Source organism: Streptomyces sp. SCSIO 75703 (genome assembly GCF_036607905.1).
GTDB lineage: Bacteria > Actinomycetota > Actinomycetes > Streptomycetales > Streptomycetaceae > Streptomyces.
This window is the reverse complement of record NZ_CP144555.1, coordinates 2,326,107-2,342,911: the sequence shown is the minus strand read 5'-3', so window position 1 is coordinate 2,342,911 and position 16,805 is coordinate 2,326,107. Positions and strand designations below refer to the sequence as shown.

At 73.4% G+C, this 16,805-nt stretch carries 14 protein-coding genes; 10 read left to right on the top strand and 4 right to left on the bottom strand.

Translation table 11 applies throughout. From position 1 onward, the window contains the following. Positions 1–8: 8 nt before the first annotated feature. Both aroA and VM636_RS10085 read right to left on the bottom strand, forming a co-directional pair. Entirely contained in the window at positions 9–1,325 is a 1,317-nt protein-coding gene (gene aroA, locus VM636_RS10090) for a 3-phosphoshikimate 1-carboxyvinyltransferase (protein WP_030421712.1), read from the bottom strand. A gap of 198 nt (positions 1,326–1,523) precedes the next feature. Next, positions 1,524–2,246, bottom strand: a complete 723-nt coding sequence (locus VM636_RS10085) for a M50 family metallopeptidase (RefSeq protein WP_030421711.1) — start codon at positions 2,244–2,246, stop codon at positions 1,524–1,526. Positions 2,247–2,905: 659 nt separating this feature from the next. Here VM636_RS10085 and VM636_RS10080 point away from each other — a divergent pair. The 10 genes from VM636_RS10080 to VM636_RS10035 all read left to right on the top strand — a co-directional run bounded on the left by VM636_RS10080 (position 2,906) and on the right by VM636_RS10035 (position 13,338). Further along, the gene (locus tag VM636_RS10080; protein ID WP_030421710.1) at positions 2,906–3,721 is read left to right on the top strand and encodes an SOS response-associated peptidase; all 816 of its coding nucleotides are present in this window, start codon (positions 2,906–2,908) and stop codon (positions 3,719–3,721) included. Position 3,722: 1 nt separating this feature from the next. Then, positions 3,723–4,370 carry an alpha/beta family hydrolase gene (locus VM636_RS10075; RefSeq protein WP_338484283.1) on the top strand — a complete coding sequence of 216 codons (648 nt, stop codon included), beginning with the start codon at positions 3,723–3,725 and terminating at the stop codon, positions 4,368–4,370. Between the two features lie 307 nt (positions 4,371–4,677). Next, positions 4,678–5,361 carry an RNA polymerase sigma factor SigR gene (gene sigR, locus VM636_RS10070; RefSeq protein WP_030421708.1) on the top strand — a complete coding sequence of 228 codons (684 nt, stop codon included), beginning with the start codon at positions 4,678–4,680 and terminating at the stop codon, positions 5,359–5,361. Further along, positions 5,358–5,669 (top strand): mycothiol system anti-sigma-R factor, encoded by a 312-nt coding sequence (gene rsrA, locus VM636_RS10065; protein WP_030421707.1) that lies wholly within the window; start codon positions 5,358–5,360, stop codon positions 5,667–5,669. The genes sigR and rsrA overlap by 4 nt, the downstream gene beginning before the upstream one ends. Before the next feature lie 158 nt (positions 5,670–5,827). Continuing rightward, positions 5,828–7,177: an HD-GYP domain-containing protein gene (locus VM636_RS10060; protein WP_030421706.1), complete on the top strand. Its 1,350-nt coding sequence runs from the start codon at positions 5,828–5,830 to the stop codon at positions 7,175–7,177. Between the two features lie 190 nt (positions 7,178–7,367). Beyond that, positions 7,368–8,615 (top strand): metal-dependent phosphohydrolase, encoded by a 1,248-nt coding sequence (locus VM636_RS10055; RefSeq protein ID WP_053914579.1) that lies wholly within the window; start codon positions 7,368–7,370, stop codon positions 8,613–8,615. 114 nt (positions 8,616–8,729) lie between these two features. After that, positions 8,730–9,710, top strand: coding sequence for a hypothetical protein (locus tag VM636_RS10050; RefSeq protein WP_030421704.1), 981 nt, complete (start codon positions 8,730–8,732; stop codon positions 9,708–9,710). A 231-nt stretch (positions 9,711–9,941) separates the two neighbouring features. Continuing rightward, positions 9,942–10,592 carry a peptide deformylase gene (def, locus tag VM636_RS10045; RefSeq protein ID WP_030421703.1) on the top strand — a complete coding sequence of 217 codons (651 nt, stop codon included), beginning with the start codon at positions 9,942–9,944 and terminating at the stop codon, positions 10,590–10,592. Between the two features lie 275 nt (positions 10,593–10,867). Continuing rightward, positions 10,868–11,956, top strand: a complete 1,089-nt coding sequence (gene cyc1, locus VM636_RS10040; protein WP_030421702.1) for an epi-isozizaene synthase — start codon at positions 10,868–10,870, stop codon at positions 11,954–11,956. Then, complete coding sequence (locus VM636_RS10035) at positions 11,953–13,338, top strand: cytochrome P450 (protein WP_338484282.1); 1,386 nt, start codon at positions 11,953–11,955, stop codon at positions 13,336–13,338. Before cyc1 ends, VM636_RS10035 begins: the two co-directional genes overlap by 4 nt. An 83-nt stretch (positions 13,339–13,421) precedes the next feature. Here VM636_RS10035 and VM636_RS10030 read toward each other — a convergent pair whose 3' ends face one another. Continuing rightward, positions 13,422–14,435, bottom strand: coding sequence for a ribonucleotide-diphosphate reductase subunit beta (locus VM636_RS10030; protein ID WP_030421700.1), 1,014 nt, complete (start codon positions 14,433–14,435; stop codon positions 13,422–13,424). Then, positions 14,435–16,792 (bottom strand): ribonucleoside-diphosphate reductase subunit alpha, encoded by a 2,358-nt coding sequence (locus VM636_RS10025; RefSeq protein ID WP_030421699.1) that lies wholly within the window; start codon positions 16,790–16,792, stop codon positions 14,435–14,437. Before VM636_RS10025 ends, VM636_RS10030 begins: the two co-directional genes overlap by 1 nt. Between the last annotated feature and the right edge of the window lie 13 nt (positions 16,793–16,805).

The following is a 16,805-nucleotide window of genomic DNA, read 5'->3' as shown; positions in this document are numbered from 1 at the left end:
AACCGTCCCTACGCCCCGAGCATCCCGGTCCACAGGTCGGGGAAGTCGGGCAGTGTCTTCGCGGTGGTCGCCACGTTCTCGATCTCCACGCCCCCGACGGCGAGGCCGATGACCGTGCCGGCGGTGGCCATGCGGTGGTCCTCGTAGGTGTGGAAGACGCCGCCGTGCAGGGGGCGCGGGCGGATGTGCAGGCCGTCGGCGGTCTCGGTGACGTCGCCGCCCAGCGCGTTGATCTCCTTGGTGAGCGCGGCCAGGCGGTCCGTCTCGTGCAGGCGCAGGTGGGCGACCCCGCGCAGGGTGGAGGGGGAGTCCGCGAGGGCCGCGACGGCCGCGATGCCGGGGGTCAGCTCGCCGACCTCGCTCAGGTCGACGTCGATGCCGTGCACCCGGCCCGTGCCGGTGAAGACCAGGCCCCGGTCGGTCAGTTCGCAGGAGCCGCCCATCTCCGTGAAGATCTCGCGGAGCCGGTCGCCGGGCTGGGTGGTGCGCGCCGGCCAGTCCGGGACGACGACCTTGCCGCCGGTGATCAGGGCCGCCGCGAGGAAGGGCTGCGCGTTGGAGAGGTCGGGCTCGATCGTCAGGTCGCGGCCGAGCAGCGCGCCCGGCGTGACCCGCCAGACGTCGGGCTCGCCGCCGGACTCCGGGGTGTCCACCTGGGCGCCGGCCGCGCGCAGCATGTCGACGGTCATCCGGATGTGCGGCATCGACGGCAGCGCCGAACCGGTGTGGCGGACCTCGACGCCCTGGTTGAAGCGCGGGCCGGAGAGCAGCAGGGCGCTCACGAACTGTGAGGAGGAGGACGCGTCGACCTCGACCGGGCCGCCCTCCAGGGCACCGCCGCCGTGCACGGTCATCGGCAGGGCGCCGCGCCCGTCGTCGTCGATACGGGCGCCGAGGGCACGCAGCGCGTCGATCACGCCGTGCAGGGGGCGCTCGTAGGAACGGGGGTCGCCGTCGAAGCGGACGGGGCCGTCGGCGAGCGTGGTCACCGGCGGCAGGAAGCGCATGACCGTGCCGGCGTTGCCGACGTCGACGGTGGCCGGTCCGCGCAGCCCGGCCGGGATGACCCGCCAGAACTCGCCGGTGCCGTCCGGACCGACGCCCTCCTCGATCTCGACGCCCAGCGTGCGCAGGGCCTCGGCCATCAGCAGGGTGTCGCGCGAGCGCAGCGGGCGGCGCAGCCAGCCGGGCTCGGCGGCGAGGGCGGCCAGCACCAGTGCGCGGTTGGTGACCGATTTCGATCCCGGCACATGAACGGTGGCGTCGACGGCGCCGCTCGCGTGGGGAGCGGGCCAGAGGGCGGACTGCGCGGAATTCACGGTCATGGGCCCCACTTTAGTGGCTCCCCGGGAACGGAGATCTTGATCGAAGTTGGCGGAACCCGACCGAACCGCGAACACCTGGGAGGTACCGCGCGGATACACGTGAGCGTTCCCCTCTTTCGAGTGTGCTCGCCACGGGACCGTCGCCGTCCACCGGACGGGTCCGCCGCCCCGGGCGCGCGGGTACCTCCGTGAGACGGCTCACAGACCCAGCAGCCACCGTCCGCCGCCGAGCAGCGAGCACAGCGACACCGCGTGGAAGAGCAGGAACCACACCGCCGCCGGGGCGTGCGTCAGCCGGGCGAGCTGGTCCGCGTCCGAGTCGCCCGCGCCGCCCCGGGACCGCATCACCTGGAGCTCGAACGCCGGCCGCACCCCGCCGAGCAGCAGGAACCACACCACCGCGTACGCGAACGCCGCCTGCACCTGCGGACCGGTCAGCCACGACACCAGGACGAAGGCGCCGCCGCTCAGCAGCACCGTCAGCACCCCGTACGGATTGCGGATCATCACCAGCAGCGCCAGCAGCAGCGCCGTCGCCAGCCACAACAGCAGCGTGATCCGGCCCGAGGCCAGCAGCGCGGCCCCGCCCAGCCCCAGCAGCGGGGGAGCGGTGTACCCCGCCACGGCGGTGAGGATCATGCCGATCCCGTGCGGCTTGCCCCGGCTGACCGTGAGGCCGCTGGTGTCGGAGTGCAGCGTGATCCCGGTCAGGGTGCGGCCGGTGAGCAGCGCCACGAGCCCGTGGCCGCCCTCGTGCGCGATGGTGATCGCGTTGCGGGCCACCCGCCAGGACCCGCGCAGGGCGACCACCGCGAACGCGGCGGCCAGCGTCACGATCACCACCCACAGGTCGGGGCCGGGCTGGGTGCCGGAGACCTCGTCCCAGAGGGTGGCGAGCGAGGCGGATGCGCGGTGGTCCATGGGGGGCGGGGACTCCTCGGGTGCGCGGACGATCAGGTGGGGGTGCCGGGCCCTGCCGGGAGCCGGCGGCCCGGACAGGGGCGGGCCTGGCAGTGTGGCACGTCTGTGCGGACGGTGGGTGAGACGCCGGGGCGGCGGCGATCGTTCCCGCCGGCCGTGCGGTCCGCGGCACGCGGCGCGCGCTCGCGGGCTGCCGCCCGGCGCCTGGCCACGGCGGCGGTGCCCTCGCGGCCGGGCCCGCGGGCGCGTGGTGCGCGGGACGGGGCCGGCCGGGCGGTGGGGCCGGCGGGAGGGACCGCCCCGGCCCCGGCGGGCCCGGCCGCGGGGCCGGGGCCCCGCCCCCGGCGCACACCCGCCCGGCGCCGGGAGGTCACGGCCGGCCGGCCCACGGCCGCCGGCACCGGGTACGCCGCGGCCGTGCCCGGACACCGTCTGGCACCCTTGGTCGTCTCCCGGTGACGGGAGCGCGGGACCGGGAGCCGGGCGGACCCGGGCCGGCACCTCACCCCGGACACAGCGGGCCCGGCGGCCGGGGCGACGGACGCGGCGCGGGCCGGCGCCCCGCCGGCCGGGCCGGGGACCGCCCGGCCCGGTGTCCGCGCGGGTGCACGGTTCACGGGTTCACGGGTTCACGGGTTCACGAGGGGTGGTTTTCCAGCATGTGCGGACGGTACGCGGCCAGTCGGGGGCCCGAGGAGCTCGCGGGTGTCTTCGGGATAGAGACCTGGGAGCCCGAGGAGACCCTGGAGCCCGACTACAACGTGGCCCCGACCAAGGAGGTCTACGCGGTCCTGGACCGCCCCCTGAAGGGCAGCCCCGACCCCCGGCCCTCCCGGCAGCTGCGCCGGCTGCGCTGGGGGCTGGTGCCCTCCTGGTCCAGGACGCCCGAGGGCGCCGCCCGCATGATCAACGCCCGCGCGGAGACGGTCCACGAGAAGCCCTCCTTCCGCCAGGCCTTCGCCACCCGCCGCTGCCTGCTCCCCGCCGACGGCTACTACGAGTGGGTCACCGGCCGCCAGGAACGGGAACTGGAGGTCGAGGGGCGCCGCAAACGCCCCCGCAAGCAGCCCTACTTCGTCACCCCGGCCGACGGCTCGGTCTTCGCCATGGCGGGGCTGTACGAGTTCTGGCGGGACCCCACGCTGCGGGGCGGCCACCCCGGGGCCTGGTGGGTGACGTGCGCGGTGATCACCACCGAGGCGGAGGCCACCCCCCTCGCCGCCGCCCCGGCCGACGGCCCGGCCTCCCTCGCCGAGATCCACCCCCGGATGCCGCTGATGCTGACGCCGGACCGGTGGGACGACTGGCTCGACCCGGCGCGCACCGACCCCGGCGACCTGGCCGCGCTGCTGCTCCCGCCGCCCCCCGGGCTGCTGCGCGCCCACCCGGTCCCCACGGCCGTCAGCGACGTCCGCAACAACGGGCCGGAGCTGCTGACGGAGCTGGAGGCGCCGGAAGAGGGCACACTCTTCTGACGTGACGAGTGCGACCGGCGGGACCACGCAGACCCTGGAGACCGACGCGGGCACCGCCCGCCTCACCTGGCACCGGGCCCCGCGGCCCCGCCTCCTGCTGGCCCTCGGCCACGGCGCGGGCGGCGGCATCGAGGCGCGCGACCTGCGGGCGCTGGCCGGGGCGCTGCCCGCCCACGGCGTCACCGTCGTCCTCGTCGAACAGCCCTGGCGAGTGGCCGGAAGGAGACTGGCGCCCGCCCCGAAGACCCTGGACACCGGCTGGCGCGGCATCCGGCCCGCCCTGGCCGCGACCGGGCTGCCGGTGATCTCCGGCGGGCGCAGCGCCGGGGCCCGGGTCGCCTGCCGCACCGCCGCCGAACTGGGCGCCCGCGCCGTCCTCGCGCTCGCCTTCCCGCTGCACCCGCCCGGCAGGCCCGAACGGTCCCGCGCCGGGGAACTGCTCGCCGTCGGCGTGCCCACCCTCGTCGTCCAGGGCGCCAGGGACCCCTTCGGCCGCCCGGAGGAGTTCCCCGACGGACCGCACCGCCTCGTCGCCGTGCCCTCCGCCGACCACGGCTTCGCCGTTCCCCGACGGGCCGGAATCGGCCAGGACGAGGCCCTCTCCCTCGTCACCGACGCCGTCGCCGACTGGACCCGGTCGCTCGCCTGACGCCCCGGGAATGTCCGGGGCCCCGGCACTGTTGTGCCGTATGTACCGAGCTGACATCAGCGCCGACGCCGTAGGAGAGGAAGTCCGCCGCATGGGTTCGACCTTCTGCCCACCCGTCCCGCAGTCCCCGGTGGGCGGATCGCGCCCGGCGGGAGCGGAGACGGGCAAGGACGGCCGCTCCGGCCTCGACTGGACGGTGCTCCACGCGGCCCGGACCACCCCCGTTCGAGCGGCGGGCGGGACGGATCGTCGTCTATCCTCCGATTCGAGTGGGACCGTTTCCGGCTCCACGACGACACTGGAGGAGGTGGGTCCGGTCACTGGGACCGACGCAGGGACCGAACACGGCCAGGCGGAGCAGCCCGAGGGCCGGGGCACGGGCACGGAGTCGGCCGCCGAGCGCAGCGCGCGCTTCGAGCGGGACGCGCTCGAATTCCTCGACCAGATGTACTCGGCCGCGCTGCGCATGACGCGTAACCCTGCCGACGCGGAGGACCTGGTCCAGGAGACCTACGCCAAGGCGTACGCGTCCTTCCACCAGTTCCGCGAGGGCACCAACCTCAAGGCGTGGCTGTACCGGATCCTCACCAACACCTTCATCAACTCGTACCGCAAGAAGCAGCGCGAGCCCCAGCGCAGCGCGGCCGAGGACATCGAGGACTGGCAGCTCGCGCGCGCCGAGTCGCACATGTCGACGGGGCTGCGCTCCGCCGAGTCGCAGGCACTCGACCACCTGCCCGACTCGGACGTGAAGGAGGCCCTCCAGGCGATCCCGGAGGAGTTCCGGATCGCCGTGTACCTGGCGGACGTGGAGGGCTTTGCGTACAAGGAGATCGCGGACATCATGGGGACACCCATCGGTACGGTGATGTCCCGTCTGCACCGGGGCCGCCGTCAGCTCCGCGGGATGCTGGAGGACTACGCCCGCGACCGCGGACTGGTCCCGGCCGGCGCCGGAGAGTCGAACGAAGCGAAAGGCTCGGGGTCATGAGCTGCGGAGAGCCGCACGAGACGGATTGCAGCGAAATCCTCGATCATCTCTACGAGTTCCTCGACCGGGAGATGCCGGATTCCGACTGCGTGAAGTTCGAGCACCACTTCGAGGAGTGCTCGCCCTGCCTGGAGAAGTACGGGCTGGAGCAGGCCGTCAAGAAGCTGGTCAAGCGGTGCTGCGGCCAGGACGACGTGCCGGGTGACCTGCGCGCCAAGGTCATGGGCCGCATCGACCTGATCCGCTCGGGCCAGTCCGTGCCCGAACACGACGTCACCGCCGCGCCGCCGGCTCCCCAGGAGTCCTGAACCGGACGCCGCGCCCCGCGCCCCCGGACCCCGGGGGCCCGCGCGTCGCCTCCGACGAGCCCATCACTCGTCCGTGCTAATCCGAGGCTTATCGGCCCACACCGCCCCCCTGCCGTCCTAGGCTCCGAGCCTGACAGGCATGGCCGGGGGAGGGGCACATGGACGTGGTACCGGCACGGGCACGTGTCTACGTCGCCGGTGCCGCCCTCGCCGCCCTCCTCTGCCTCTGCCCGCTCGCCCCGCTCCCCCCGGCCCACCCGCACGGGTGGGCCGTCCTGCTGCTCGCCGGGCTCTACGCGGGCGGCGAGCGGATCGCCCGCTCCCGCTCCGTCGGCACCTGCTACCCCATCCTGCTCACCGGCGCCTTCCTGCTGCCGCCGCCCGCCGCGGCCTTCGTGGCGCTGCCCGGCGCGCTGCTCGCCCCGGCCGGGCCCCCCGCCGAGCGGGACTCCCGGCTGCGCCGGATCTGGCGGGCCGCGCAACTCGTCCTCGCCGTCTGCGCCGCCGCCCGCACCCACGACGCGTTCGGCGGGCAGGACGCCGTCCTCGGCCCCCGCTTCCCCTACGCGCTGCTGCCGGCCGGCGCCGCCGTCCTCGCCTTCTGCCTGGTGCTGACGCTCCTCGACGGCGGCATCCTCGCCCTGGCCGAGCGGGTCCCGGCCCGGCGCGCCTGGCGGGGGCACTTCCTGCGCTCGCTCGCCCCGATCACCGTGCACGGGCTCGCCGCGCTGATGATGGCCGTCCTGTGGCACAGCCCGTACGGGCCCGTCGCCGCACTGCTGGTACTGCCGCCGATGTGGGTGTCGTGGTGGGCCTTCGCCCAGTACGACCGCGAGCGCGCCGCCCACCAGGCCACCATCCGCGCCCTGGTGCAGGCCGTCGACATCAAGGACGGCTACACCCGCGGCCACAGCGAGCGGGTCGGCCGCGCCTCGATGATGATCGCCCGTGAGCTGGGCATGGACGACGAGCGGGTCGAGACGCTCCGCTTCGCCGGCATCCTGCACGACGTGGGCAAGCTCGGCGTGCCGACCCGGCTGCTGCGCAAGGAGGGACCGCTCACGCCCGAGGAGCGGCGCGTGATCGAACTGCACCCCGAGTACGGGCACGAGATGGTGCGCGGCATCCGCTTCCTGGGCGAGGCGCGCGCCGCCGTGCTCCACCACCACGAACGCCTCGACGGCAGCGGCTACCCCTACGGACTGGCCGGCGGCCAGATCCCCGAGTCGGCCCGGGTGGTCGCGGTCGCCGACGCCTTCGACGCGATGACCTCCACCCGCTCCTACCGCCGGGCCCGCCCGGTCCCCGCCGCCCTGGAGGAACTCCAGCGGTGCGCGGGCTCGCAGTTCGACCCGCGGATGGTCGGCGCCCTGGTCCGGGCGCTGGGCAGCCACGGCTGGCAGCCCGCGGTCACCTCCGACGCGGCCCCGCCCGCCGCCCCCTCGCCGCGGACCGCCGGGCCGGAGGACGCCGCCGCCCGCGACCGCGTCGGACGGGGCACCCGGTGACGCGGCCCGCCGCGCGCCCGCTTCCGCCGCGGGCGGCCCGCACCGCTCGCACGGCCGGCGCCGGAGCGCCGGCCCGCAGGGCAGGCCCCGGCAGCGCCGGAGCACCGGCACGCACGCGGGCGCGCGCCCACCGAGCCGTACGCCCCGGCGCTGCCACGCCTCCCGGGCCCGCCGGCCGGCAGGACGCCCGGTGACGGCGGCGCGGACGCCGGCCGTCCTCGTCCTCACCCGTGCCTGTGCCGTACTCACCGCCGCCGGCTGCCTCGCGCGCGTGCTGTGGACCGGAGTGGCCGACCGGCCCGTCGCCCTCGCGTTCGGGCTCCTCGTCGCCCTCGGCGAACTCACCCGCCGCACCGGCGCCGAGACCCGCGAGACCGCGCCCCTCGCCGCCGCCGGGGGCCTCGCCTACGCACTGCTCGGGGAGATCGGCGCGGAGCCCGCCCGGCACGGCGTCGCCCAGACCGTCACCGTCGTGCTCGCCGCCTCCCTGCTCGGCAGCGTGCCCTACATCGCCCGTGGCCGCGGCCCCCTGCTCGACCAGCTCACCCGCCGCGTCCTCACCGTGGCCTTCGCCGCCGTCTGCTTCCAGCCCCTCTCCCACCAGGGCGCCTTCCGCGACTGGGGCGGCCTGGGCCACGCCCTGCTGCTCATCGCCCTGCTCGCCCTCACCGCGCTCTGCGACGCCGTCCTCGCCGCGGCGCCCGCCCGCGCCCGCAGCGGCTGGCCCCTCGGCCCGCTGCTCCGCGAGGAACTGCGCGGCATGGCCGGCATCACCTCCGCCGTCTGCGCGACCGGCGCCGTGATGGCACTCGCGGTCGCCGTCGCGGGCCTGTGGGCGCTGCCCGTCCTCTCCGTGCCGCTGCTGCTCACCCAGCTCTCCTACCGGCGCTACGCCGCCGTCCGCGCCACCTACCGGCAGACCATCGCCTCGCTCGCCCGCGCCACCGAGATCGCCGGGTACACCCCGGCCGGGCACGCCCGGCGCGTCGCCGAGCTCAGCGGGGCCGTCGGCCGCGAGCTGGGCCTGTCCGGGGGCGCACTGACCGTCCTGGAGTACGCCGCCCTCATGCACGACATCGGACAGCTCAGCCTCGTCGACCCGGTCCCGGCCGGCGCCACCGCCGCCCTGCCGCTCGCGGAACAGCGGCGGATCGCGCTCCTCGGCGGCGCCGTCGTCCGCCAGACCGGCGTCGACGCCGCCGTCGCCGTCGTCGTCGAACGGCAGGCCGACCCCTGCCGCGACCAGCCCCTGGCCGCGCGGATCATACGGGCGGTCAACGCCTACGAGGAGAAGGCCCGGGACGCCGGACCCGGCGGCAGCCTCACCGCGCTCGAAGAGCTGCGCCTGGCCGCCGCGGGCGACTACGCTCCGGAAGTCGTGGAAGCGCTGGCCCGAGTGCTCTCCCGCGGCAGCCTGACCGTGCCCGCCGAGGGATAACCCATGGGTAATGAGCGCCCCCGCGGCCGTACATGGTTTGATGCGCAGGAGAGGGTGTCCGGGGGCACGGAAAGGCACGGCCAGCCCACCGTACGGAACTGGCAGGCGGGAATCGTGAGGATCTTCGGCAAGGGACGGCACCGGCCCTCCGCCTCCTGGCGGCAGGCCACCGACCGGGCGTTCACGCTGATCGGCGACGGTCGCTACGAGGACGCGGGGGCACTGCTCACGCGGGCCGCCGACCTGGAACCCTGGCTGTCGGAGTCGTGGTTCAACCTGGCCCTGCTGCACAAGTTCCGGCACGACTGGGAACAGGCCCGTGCCGCCGGGCTGCGGGCCGTCGCCCTGCTCGACCGGGACCTCGGCGCTCCCGACTGGTGGAACGTCGGCATCGCCGCCACCGCGCTCCAGGACTGGCCGCTGGCCCGCCGCGCCTGGCAGGCGTACGGGCTGCGCACCCCCGGCGAGGCGACCGACGCCGGCGAACCGCTCGGCATGGACCTCGGCAGCGCCGCCGTACGCCTCTCCCCGGAGGGCGAGGCCGAGGTGGTGTGGGGCCGGCGGCTGGACCCGGCCCGGATCGAGGTCCTCTCCATCCCGCTGCCCTCCTCCGGGCGGCGCTGGGGCGAGGTCGTCCTGCACGACGGGGTGCCGCACGGCGAACGCACCACCGCCGCCGGGCACGCCTACCCCGTCTTCGACGAGATCGAGCTGTGGGCGCCCTCGCCCGTGCCCACCTGGGTGGTGCTTCTGGAAGCCGCCACCGAGGCCGACCGGGACGCCCTGGAACAGCTCGCCGCCGACGCCGGTTTCGCCGCCGAGGACTGGTCCTCCTCGGTCCGGCTGCTGTGCCGGATGTGTTCCGAGTCCCGGATGCCCTCCGACGAGGGCGACGGCGAGCACCTCGACCCGCACGACCACAGCGAACCGGGACACCCGGGCCCGCTCGGCCACCGCACCGACGGCCAGCTCTGGGTGCCCGAGCGCGAGTGCGGGGTGGCCGCCCCGGCCGCGCTGGTGCGGGGGCTGCTGGACGGCTGGGTCGCCGACAGCCCCGACTCCCGGGACTGGCGGGACCTCGAAGAGGTCTGCTGACCCCACGGCACCCGCCCACGAGGACCCGCCGAGCCGATCCTCGCCCCACCGTGGCCGCCGGGGCCGGACCGTCTCCCGCCGGGGCCGGACCGTACGCCCGCCGGGGCCGCCGAGGCCCGGACCGAACCCCGCGGGGGCCGTGCGCCCGGACCGTGTCCCGCCGGGGCCCGGCCCCCGTACCCTGTATGCAGCATCGAAAAGGGTCACAGTTCAGGAAGGCGTTCGTCGGTCATGGCGCAGCAGGACACCGATCAGCAGCACGCGGGCGTGCTCCCCGTGGACGACGACGGCTATGTCGTCGACACCGACGACTGCGAGGAGCGCGAGACCGCCTGGCGTGAGCGCGGCACCTCGCGCCCGATCACCGTGGTCGGCCACCCGGCCCTGCACAAGGAGTGCCAGGACGTCACCGACTTCGGCGAGGAACTGCAGCAGCTCGTCGCCGACATGTTCGCCAGCCAGCGCACCGCCGAGGGCGTGGGCCTGGCCGCCAACCAGATCGGCGTCGACCGCAAGGTCTTCGTCTACGACTGCCCCGACGACCAGGGCGTCCGCCACGTCGGCGTGGTCTGCAACCCGAAGCTCGTCGAACTCCCCGCAGACCGGCGCCGCCTGGACGACAACAGCGAGGGCTGCCTGTCCGTGCCGACCGCCTACGCGCCGCTCGCCCGCCCCGACTACGCCGAGGTGACCGGGCAGGACGAGAAGGGCAACCCGGTCAAGGTGCGCGGCACCGGCTACTTCGCCCGCTGCCTCCAGCACGAGACCGACCACCTCTACGGCTACCTCTACATCGACCGGCTCTCCAAGCGCGAACGCAAGGACGCGCTGCGGCAGATGGCCGAGAACGAGCCGCGCTACCCCGTCGTCGCCAACGACTGAGGTACCCCGGGGCCCGGCCCCGCGCACGGCGCCCGTTCGGTATCGGCCGAACGGGCGCCGTCTTTTCTCCGTCACCTGTTCGAACCGTCCCCCCGGCCCCGATTCCGAAGCTGCCACACACCAGGAGAAGTCCGGCACCGACCGGTGATGGTTGAAGCAAATCCGTTCCCAGGACGGTCAGTTGTGGTGCTGAATGGGAAGTGCGGGGATACGCAACGGCGCACGCCCCGCTCAGTGGGAGGGTGCGCCACCGGCGGCTGAGAGGGGTTCAGTTCGTGCATGCTTTCTCACACGGCACCACAGCGACACCTACCGCGACCGCGGTAGTACCACCACGGCTCGCGCTCCCGGTGATCGAGGCGGAATTCCCCCGCCGGCTCCACCCGTATTGGCCCAGACTCCAGGAGAAGACCCGCACCTGGCTGCTGGAAAAGCGGCTCATGCCCGCGGACAAGGTCGAGGAGTATGCCGACGGGCTGCGCTACACCGATCTCATGGCGGGCTACTACCTGGGCGCCCCCGACGCGGTCCTCCAGGCGATAGCGGACTACAGTGCCTGGTTCTTCGTCTGGGACGACCGCCACGACCGCGACATCGTGCACGACCGCCCCGCCGCCTGGCGCCGGCTGCGCCGGCACCTCCACGCGGCACTCGACTCCCCGGCCGACCACCTGCACCACCGGGACACGCTGGTCGCCGGGTTCTCCGACAGCGTGCTGCGGCTGTACGCCTTCCTCCCGCAGACCTGGAACGACCGCTTCGCCCGGCACTTCCACGAAGTGATCGAGGCGTACGACCGCGAATTCCACAACCGCACCCGGGGAATCGTGCCCGGCGTCGAGGAATACCTCGCCCTGCGCCGTCTCACCTTCGCCCACTGGATATGGACCGATCTTCTGGAACCCAGCGCGGGATGTGAACTCCCGGACACCGTGAGGAAACATCCCGCATACCGGCGGGCCGCACTGCTCAGCCAGGAATTCGCCGCCTGGTACAACGACCTCTGTTCGCTGCCCAAGGAACTCGCCGGAAACGAGGTCCACAATCTCGGGATCAGTCTCGTGACGCACGAGGGGCTGACCCTCGACGAAGCGATCGACGAAGTCCGGCGGCGGGTCGAGGAATGCATATCCGAATTCCTCGCCGTGGAACAGGACGTCATCCGACTCGCCGGCACACTCGCCGACGGAACCGTCCGGGGAGAGGAACTGAGCGGCGCCGTGCGGACTCATGTGGCCAATATGCGGAACTGGTTCAGCTCTGTCTACTGGTTCCACCACGAATCCGGCCGCTACCGGGTCGAGAGCTGGGCCGACCGGTCCACGCCCCCGTACGTCAACAACGAAACGGCAGGTGACGCATGACCGTCGAGTCCGTCGACCCCGGCACCCCCCGCACGACCGGGAGCCCCGCGGCCGGACTGCGCGAACCGCCCGTCGCGGGCGGCGGCGTGCCGCTGCTCGGCCACGGCTGGCGGATGGCCCGCGACCCGCTCGCCTTCATGGCGCAACTGCGCGACCACGGCGACGTCGTCCGCATCAGGATCGGCCCGAAGACGGTGTACGCGGTCACCACCCCCGCGCTCACCGGCGCCCTCGCCCTCAGCCCCGACTACCACATCGCCGGCCCGCTGTGGGAGTCGCTGGAAGGACTGCTCGGCAAGGAGGGCGTGGCGACCGCCAACGGCCCGCTCCACCGGCGCCAGCGGCGCACCATCCAGCCCGCCTTCAAACTGGACGCCATCCCCGCCTACGGCCCGATCATGGAGGAGGAGGCGCACGCGCTCACCGAGCGCTGGGCCTCGGGACGGACCGTCGACTGCACCTCCGAGTCCTTCCGCGTCGCCGTGCGCGTCGCCGCCCGCTGCCTGCTGCGCGGTCAGTACATGGACGAGCGGGCCGAGCGGCTGTGCGTCTCCCTCGCCACCGTCTTCCGCGGCATGTACCGCCGGATGGTGGTCCCGCTGGGACCGCTGTACCGGCTGCCGCTGCCCGCCAACCGCGAGTTCAACAGCGCCCTGGCCGACCTGCACCTGCTGGTCGACGAGATCGTCGCCGAGCGCCGCGCCTCCGGCCGGCGGCCGGACGATTTGCTGACGGCATTGCTGGAGGCGAAGGACGACAATGGCGATCCCATCGGGGAACAGGAGATACACGACCAGGTCGTGGCCATCCTCACCCCGGGAAGCGAGACCATCGCCTCCACGATCATGTGGCTGTTGCAGGCGCTCGCCGCGCACCCCGAACAAGGCGACCGTATCCGCGACGAAGTCCGGGCGGTGACCGGCGGACGTCCCGTCGCATTCGAGGATGTCCGCAAGCTCACCCACACCAACAATGTCATCGTCGAGGCGATGCGTTTGCGTCCGGCCGTATGGGTATTGACCCGGCGGGCCGTGGTCGACACCGAACTCGGTGGCTATCGCATTCCAGCCGGTTCGGACATCATCTACAGTCCGTACGCGATCCAGCGCGATCCGAAGTCGTACGCGCGGCACCTGGAGTTCGACCCCGACCGGTGGCTTCCGGAACGCGTGACCGAGCTGCCGAAATACGCCATGCGGCCGTTCAGCGTCGGCAATCGCAAGTGCCCGAGCGACCACTTCTCGATGGCGCAGCTCACGCTGATCACCGCGGCGCTCGCCACCGCGTTCCGTTTCGAGCAGGTGGCCGGTTCGAAGGACGCCGTCCGCGTGGGCATCACCCTGCGCCCCGACGACCTGCGGGTGCGGCCCATACCCAGGTGACGGCGCCGGCCGGTGGCCCCCCGGCACCCTCGCGGGTCCGGGGGGCCACCGGCCGTGGTGGGGTCCGGTGTCGGACGGGAGCCTCAGAAGTCCTCGTCCAGGTCGACGGTGCCCTCCACCGCCACCTGGTACGCGGACGGACGGCGCTCGAAGAAGTTGGTCAGTTCCTGCACACCCTGCAGCTCCATGAAGGAGAACGGGTTCTCCGAGCCGAAGACCGGGGCGAAGCCCAGGCGGGTCAGGCGCTGGTCGGCGACGCACTCCAGGTACTGCCGCATGGACTCGGTGTTCATGCCGGGCAGGCCGTCACCGCACAGGTCGCGGGCGAACTGCAGCTCCGCCTCGACGGCCTCCTTCAGCATGTCGGTGACCTGGCGGCCCAGCTCCTCGTCGAAGAGGCCCGGCTCCTCCTTGCGCACGGTGTCCACCACGTCGAAGGCGAAGGACATGTGCATCGTCTCGTCCCGGAACACCCAGTTGGTGCCGGTGGCGAGCCCGTGCAGCAGGCCGCGGCTGCGGAACCAGTACACGTAGGCGAAGGCGCCGTAGAAGAACAGGCCCTCGATGCAGGCGGCGAAGCAGATGAGGTTGAGCAGGAAGCGGCGGCGGTCGGACCGGGTCTCCAGCCGGTCCAGCTTCTCGACCGAGTCCATCCACCTGAAGCAGAACTCGGCCTTCTCCCGGATCGAGGGGATGTTCTCCACCGCGGCGAACGCGGCGGCCCGGTCCTCGGGATCGGGCAGGTAGGTGTCGAGCAGCGTCAGGTAGAACTGGACGTGCACGGCCTCCTCGAAGAGCTGGCGGGACAGGTACAGCCGCGCCTCGGGGGAGTTGATGTGCTTGTACAGCGTCAGCACCAGGTTGTTCGCCACGATCGAGTCACCGGTGGCGAAGAAGGCCACCAGCCGCCCGATCAGGTGCTGCTCGGCGGGGCTCAGCCTGGCCAGGTCGGCGACGTCCGAGTGGAGGTCGACCTCCTCCACGGTCCAGGTGTTCTTGATGGCGTCCCGGTAGCGCTCGTAGAAGTCCGGGTAGCGCATCGGGCGCAGCGTCAGCTCGAAGCCGGGGTCGAGCAGGTTCTTGGTCTGGCTGGTCATCACTGGCAGGCCTCGCAGGACTCGGGGTTTTCCAGGGAGCAGGCGACCGCCTCGGGGTCGGGCGTCGCCTGGGCGGGGACGGCGGCGCGGGCGGCCCGCGCGATCCGGGTCGCGGGACGGGAGCGCAGGTAGTACGTGGTCTTCAGGCCCTGCTTCCAGGCGTACGCGTACATCGAGGAGAGCTTTCCGATGGTCGGCGTCTCCAGGAACAGGTTCAGCGACTGCGACTGGTCGAGGTACGGGGTGCGGGCGGCGGCCATGTCGATGAGGCCGCGCTGCGGGATCTCCCAGGCGGTGCGGTACAGCGCGCGCACCTCGTCCGGGACCCACGCGAAGCCCTGCACCGAGCCGTTGGCCTCCCGCAGCGCCTCACGGGTGCGCGCGTCCCAGACGCCGAGCCGCTTGAGGTCGTCCACCAGGTACGAGTTGACCTGGAGGAACTCGCCGGAGAGCGTCTCGCGCTTGAACAGGTTGGACACCTGCGGCTCGATGCACTCGTACACGCCCGCGATGGAGGCGATCGTGGCGGTCGGCGCGATCGCCAGCAGCAGCGAGTTGCGCAGGCCGGTGCGGGCGACGCGCTCGCGCAGCGCCTCCCACCGCTCGGGCCAGGCGTGCTCCACGCCGTAGTGGTCGGGGTGCAGCACGCCCCGGGCGGTACGGGTCTTCTCCCAGGCCGGCAGCGGGCCGTCGCGCTCGGCGAGGTCCGCGGAGGTCTCGTACGCCGTGAGCATGATCCGCTCGGCGATCCGGGTGGAGAGGGCCTTCGCCTCGGGGGAGTCGAAGGGCATGCGGAGCCGGAAGAAGACGTCCTGGAGGCCCATCGCACCCAGGCCCACCGGGCGCCAGCGGGTGTTGGAGCGGGCCGCCTGCTCGGTCGGGTAGAAGTTGATGTCGACGACCCGGTCGAGGAAGGTGACCGCGGTGCGGACGGTGGTGTCCAGCCGCTCCCAGTCGATGTCGTCGCCGCTCACGAAGGCGCCCAGGTTCACCGAGCCCAGGTTGCAGACCGCGCTCTCCCCGTCGCTGGTGACCTCCAGGATCTCCGTGCAGAGGTTGGAGGAGTGGATGACGTGGCCCGGTTCGGCGGTCTGGTTGGAGGTGCGGTTGGAGGTGTCCTTGAAGGTCATCCAGCCGTTGCCGGTCTGCGCCAGGGTGCGCATCATGCGGCCGTACAGCTCGCGGGCCGGCAGCGTCTTGCGGGCCAGGCCGGCCGCCTCCGCCGCGCGGTAGGCCGCGTCGAACTCCTCGCCGTACAGGTCCGGCAGCTCCGGCACGTCCGAGGGCGAGAACAGCGACCAGGTGCCGTCGGCGTCGACGCGCCGCATGAACTCGTCCGGGATCCAGTGCGCGAGGTTCAGGTTGTGGGTGCGGCGGGCGTCCTCGCCGGTGTTGTCCCGCAGCTCCAGGAACTCCTCGATGTCGGAGTGCCAGGTCTCCAGGTAGACCGCCGCCGCGCCCTTGCGCCGCCCGCCCTGGTTGACCGCGGCGACGGAGGCGTCGAGCGTCTTCAGGAAGGGGACGATGCCGTTGGAGTGCCCGTTGGTGCCGCGGATCAGCGAACCCCGGGAGCGGACGCGGGAGTAGGCGAGGCCGATGCCGCCGGCGTGCTTGGAGAGCCGGGCGACCTGGAGGTAGCGCTCGTAGATGGAGTCCAGCTCGTCCCTGGGGGCGTCCAGGAGGTAGCAGGACGACATCTGGGCGTGCCGGGTGCCGGAGTTGAAGAGGGTGGGGGAGGAGGGCAGGTAGTCGAGCCGGCTCATCAGCCCGTAGAGCGCGGCGACCTCGGCCACCGAGCGGTCCGAGTCGTCCGCGGCGAGACCGGCGGCGACGCGCAGCATGAAGTACTGGGGCGTCTCGACGACCTTGCGGGTGATCGGGTGCCGCAGCAGGTAGCGGCTGTGCAGGGTGCGCAGGCCGAAGTAGCCGAAGCGGTCGTCGGCGTCCGGGTCGACGAGCGCGTCCAGGCGCTCGGCGTGCAGCCGGACGAACGCGGCGGTGCGGTCCGCGATCAGCCCCTCGCGGTGACCGGTGGCGACCGACTCGGTGAAGGACGTGACGCCCTGGGAGGCCGCCTCGGCGCGGATGCCGAGGGTGAGCAGCCGGGCCGCCAGCCGGGAGTAGACCGGGTCCTCCGAGATCAGTCCGGCCGCCGCCTCCGTGGCGAGGTCCCGCAGCTCCGCCTCGTCGGCCCGCGCGGACCGGCCGCGCAGCGCGGCGGCGGCGACCCGGCCGGGGTCGGCGTCGGGGAGGTCGGCGGTCAGCGCGGTCAGGGTCCGCAGCAGCGCGGCACCGGGTCCGTCGGGTTCCGCGGACACGGGGGTCGCTGAGGCCGGATCGGCTGGCGCGATGGTCACGTGGGGCACTCCC

Excerpts from the sequence above, each read along its gene's own strand:
- VM636_RS10080 (WP_030421710.1), top strand. The coding sequence starts at position 2,906 with ATGTGCGGACGGTACGCGGCCAGTCGGGGGCCCGAGGAGCTCGCGGGT.
- VM636_RS10030 (WP_030421700.1), bottom strand. The coding sequence starts at position 14,435 with ATGACCAGCCAGACCAAGAACCTGCTCGACCCCGGCTTCGAGCTGACG.
- aroA (WP_030421712.1), bottom strand. The coding sequence starts at position 1,325 with ATGACCGTGAATTCCGCGCAGTCCGCCCTCTGGCCCGCTCCCCACGCG.
- VM636_RS10085 (WP_030421711.1), bottom strand. The coding sequence starts at position 2,246 with ATGGACCACCGCGCATCCGCCTCGCTCGCCACCCTCTGGGACGAGGTC.
- VM636_RS10060 (WP_030421706.1), top strand. The coding sequence starts at position 5,828 with ATGGACGTGGTACCGGCACGGGCACGTGTCTACGTCGCCGGTGCCGCC.
- rsrA (WP_030421707.1), top strand. The coding sequence starts at position 5,358 with ATGAGCTGCGGAGAGCCGCACGAGACGGATTGCAGCGAAATCCTCGAT.
- def (WP_030421703.1), top strand. The coding sequence starts at position 9,942 with ATGGCGCAGCAGGACACCGATCAGCAGCACGCGGGCGTGCTCCCCGTG.
- VM636_RS10035 (WP_338484282.1), top strand. The coding sequence starts at position 11,953 with ATGACCGTCGAGTCCGTCGACCCCGGCACCCCCCGCACGACCGGGAGC.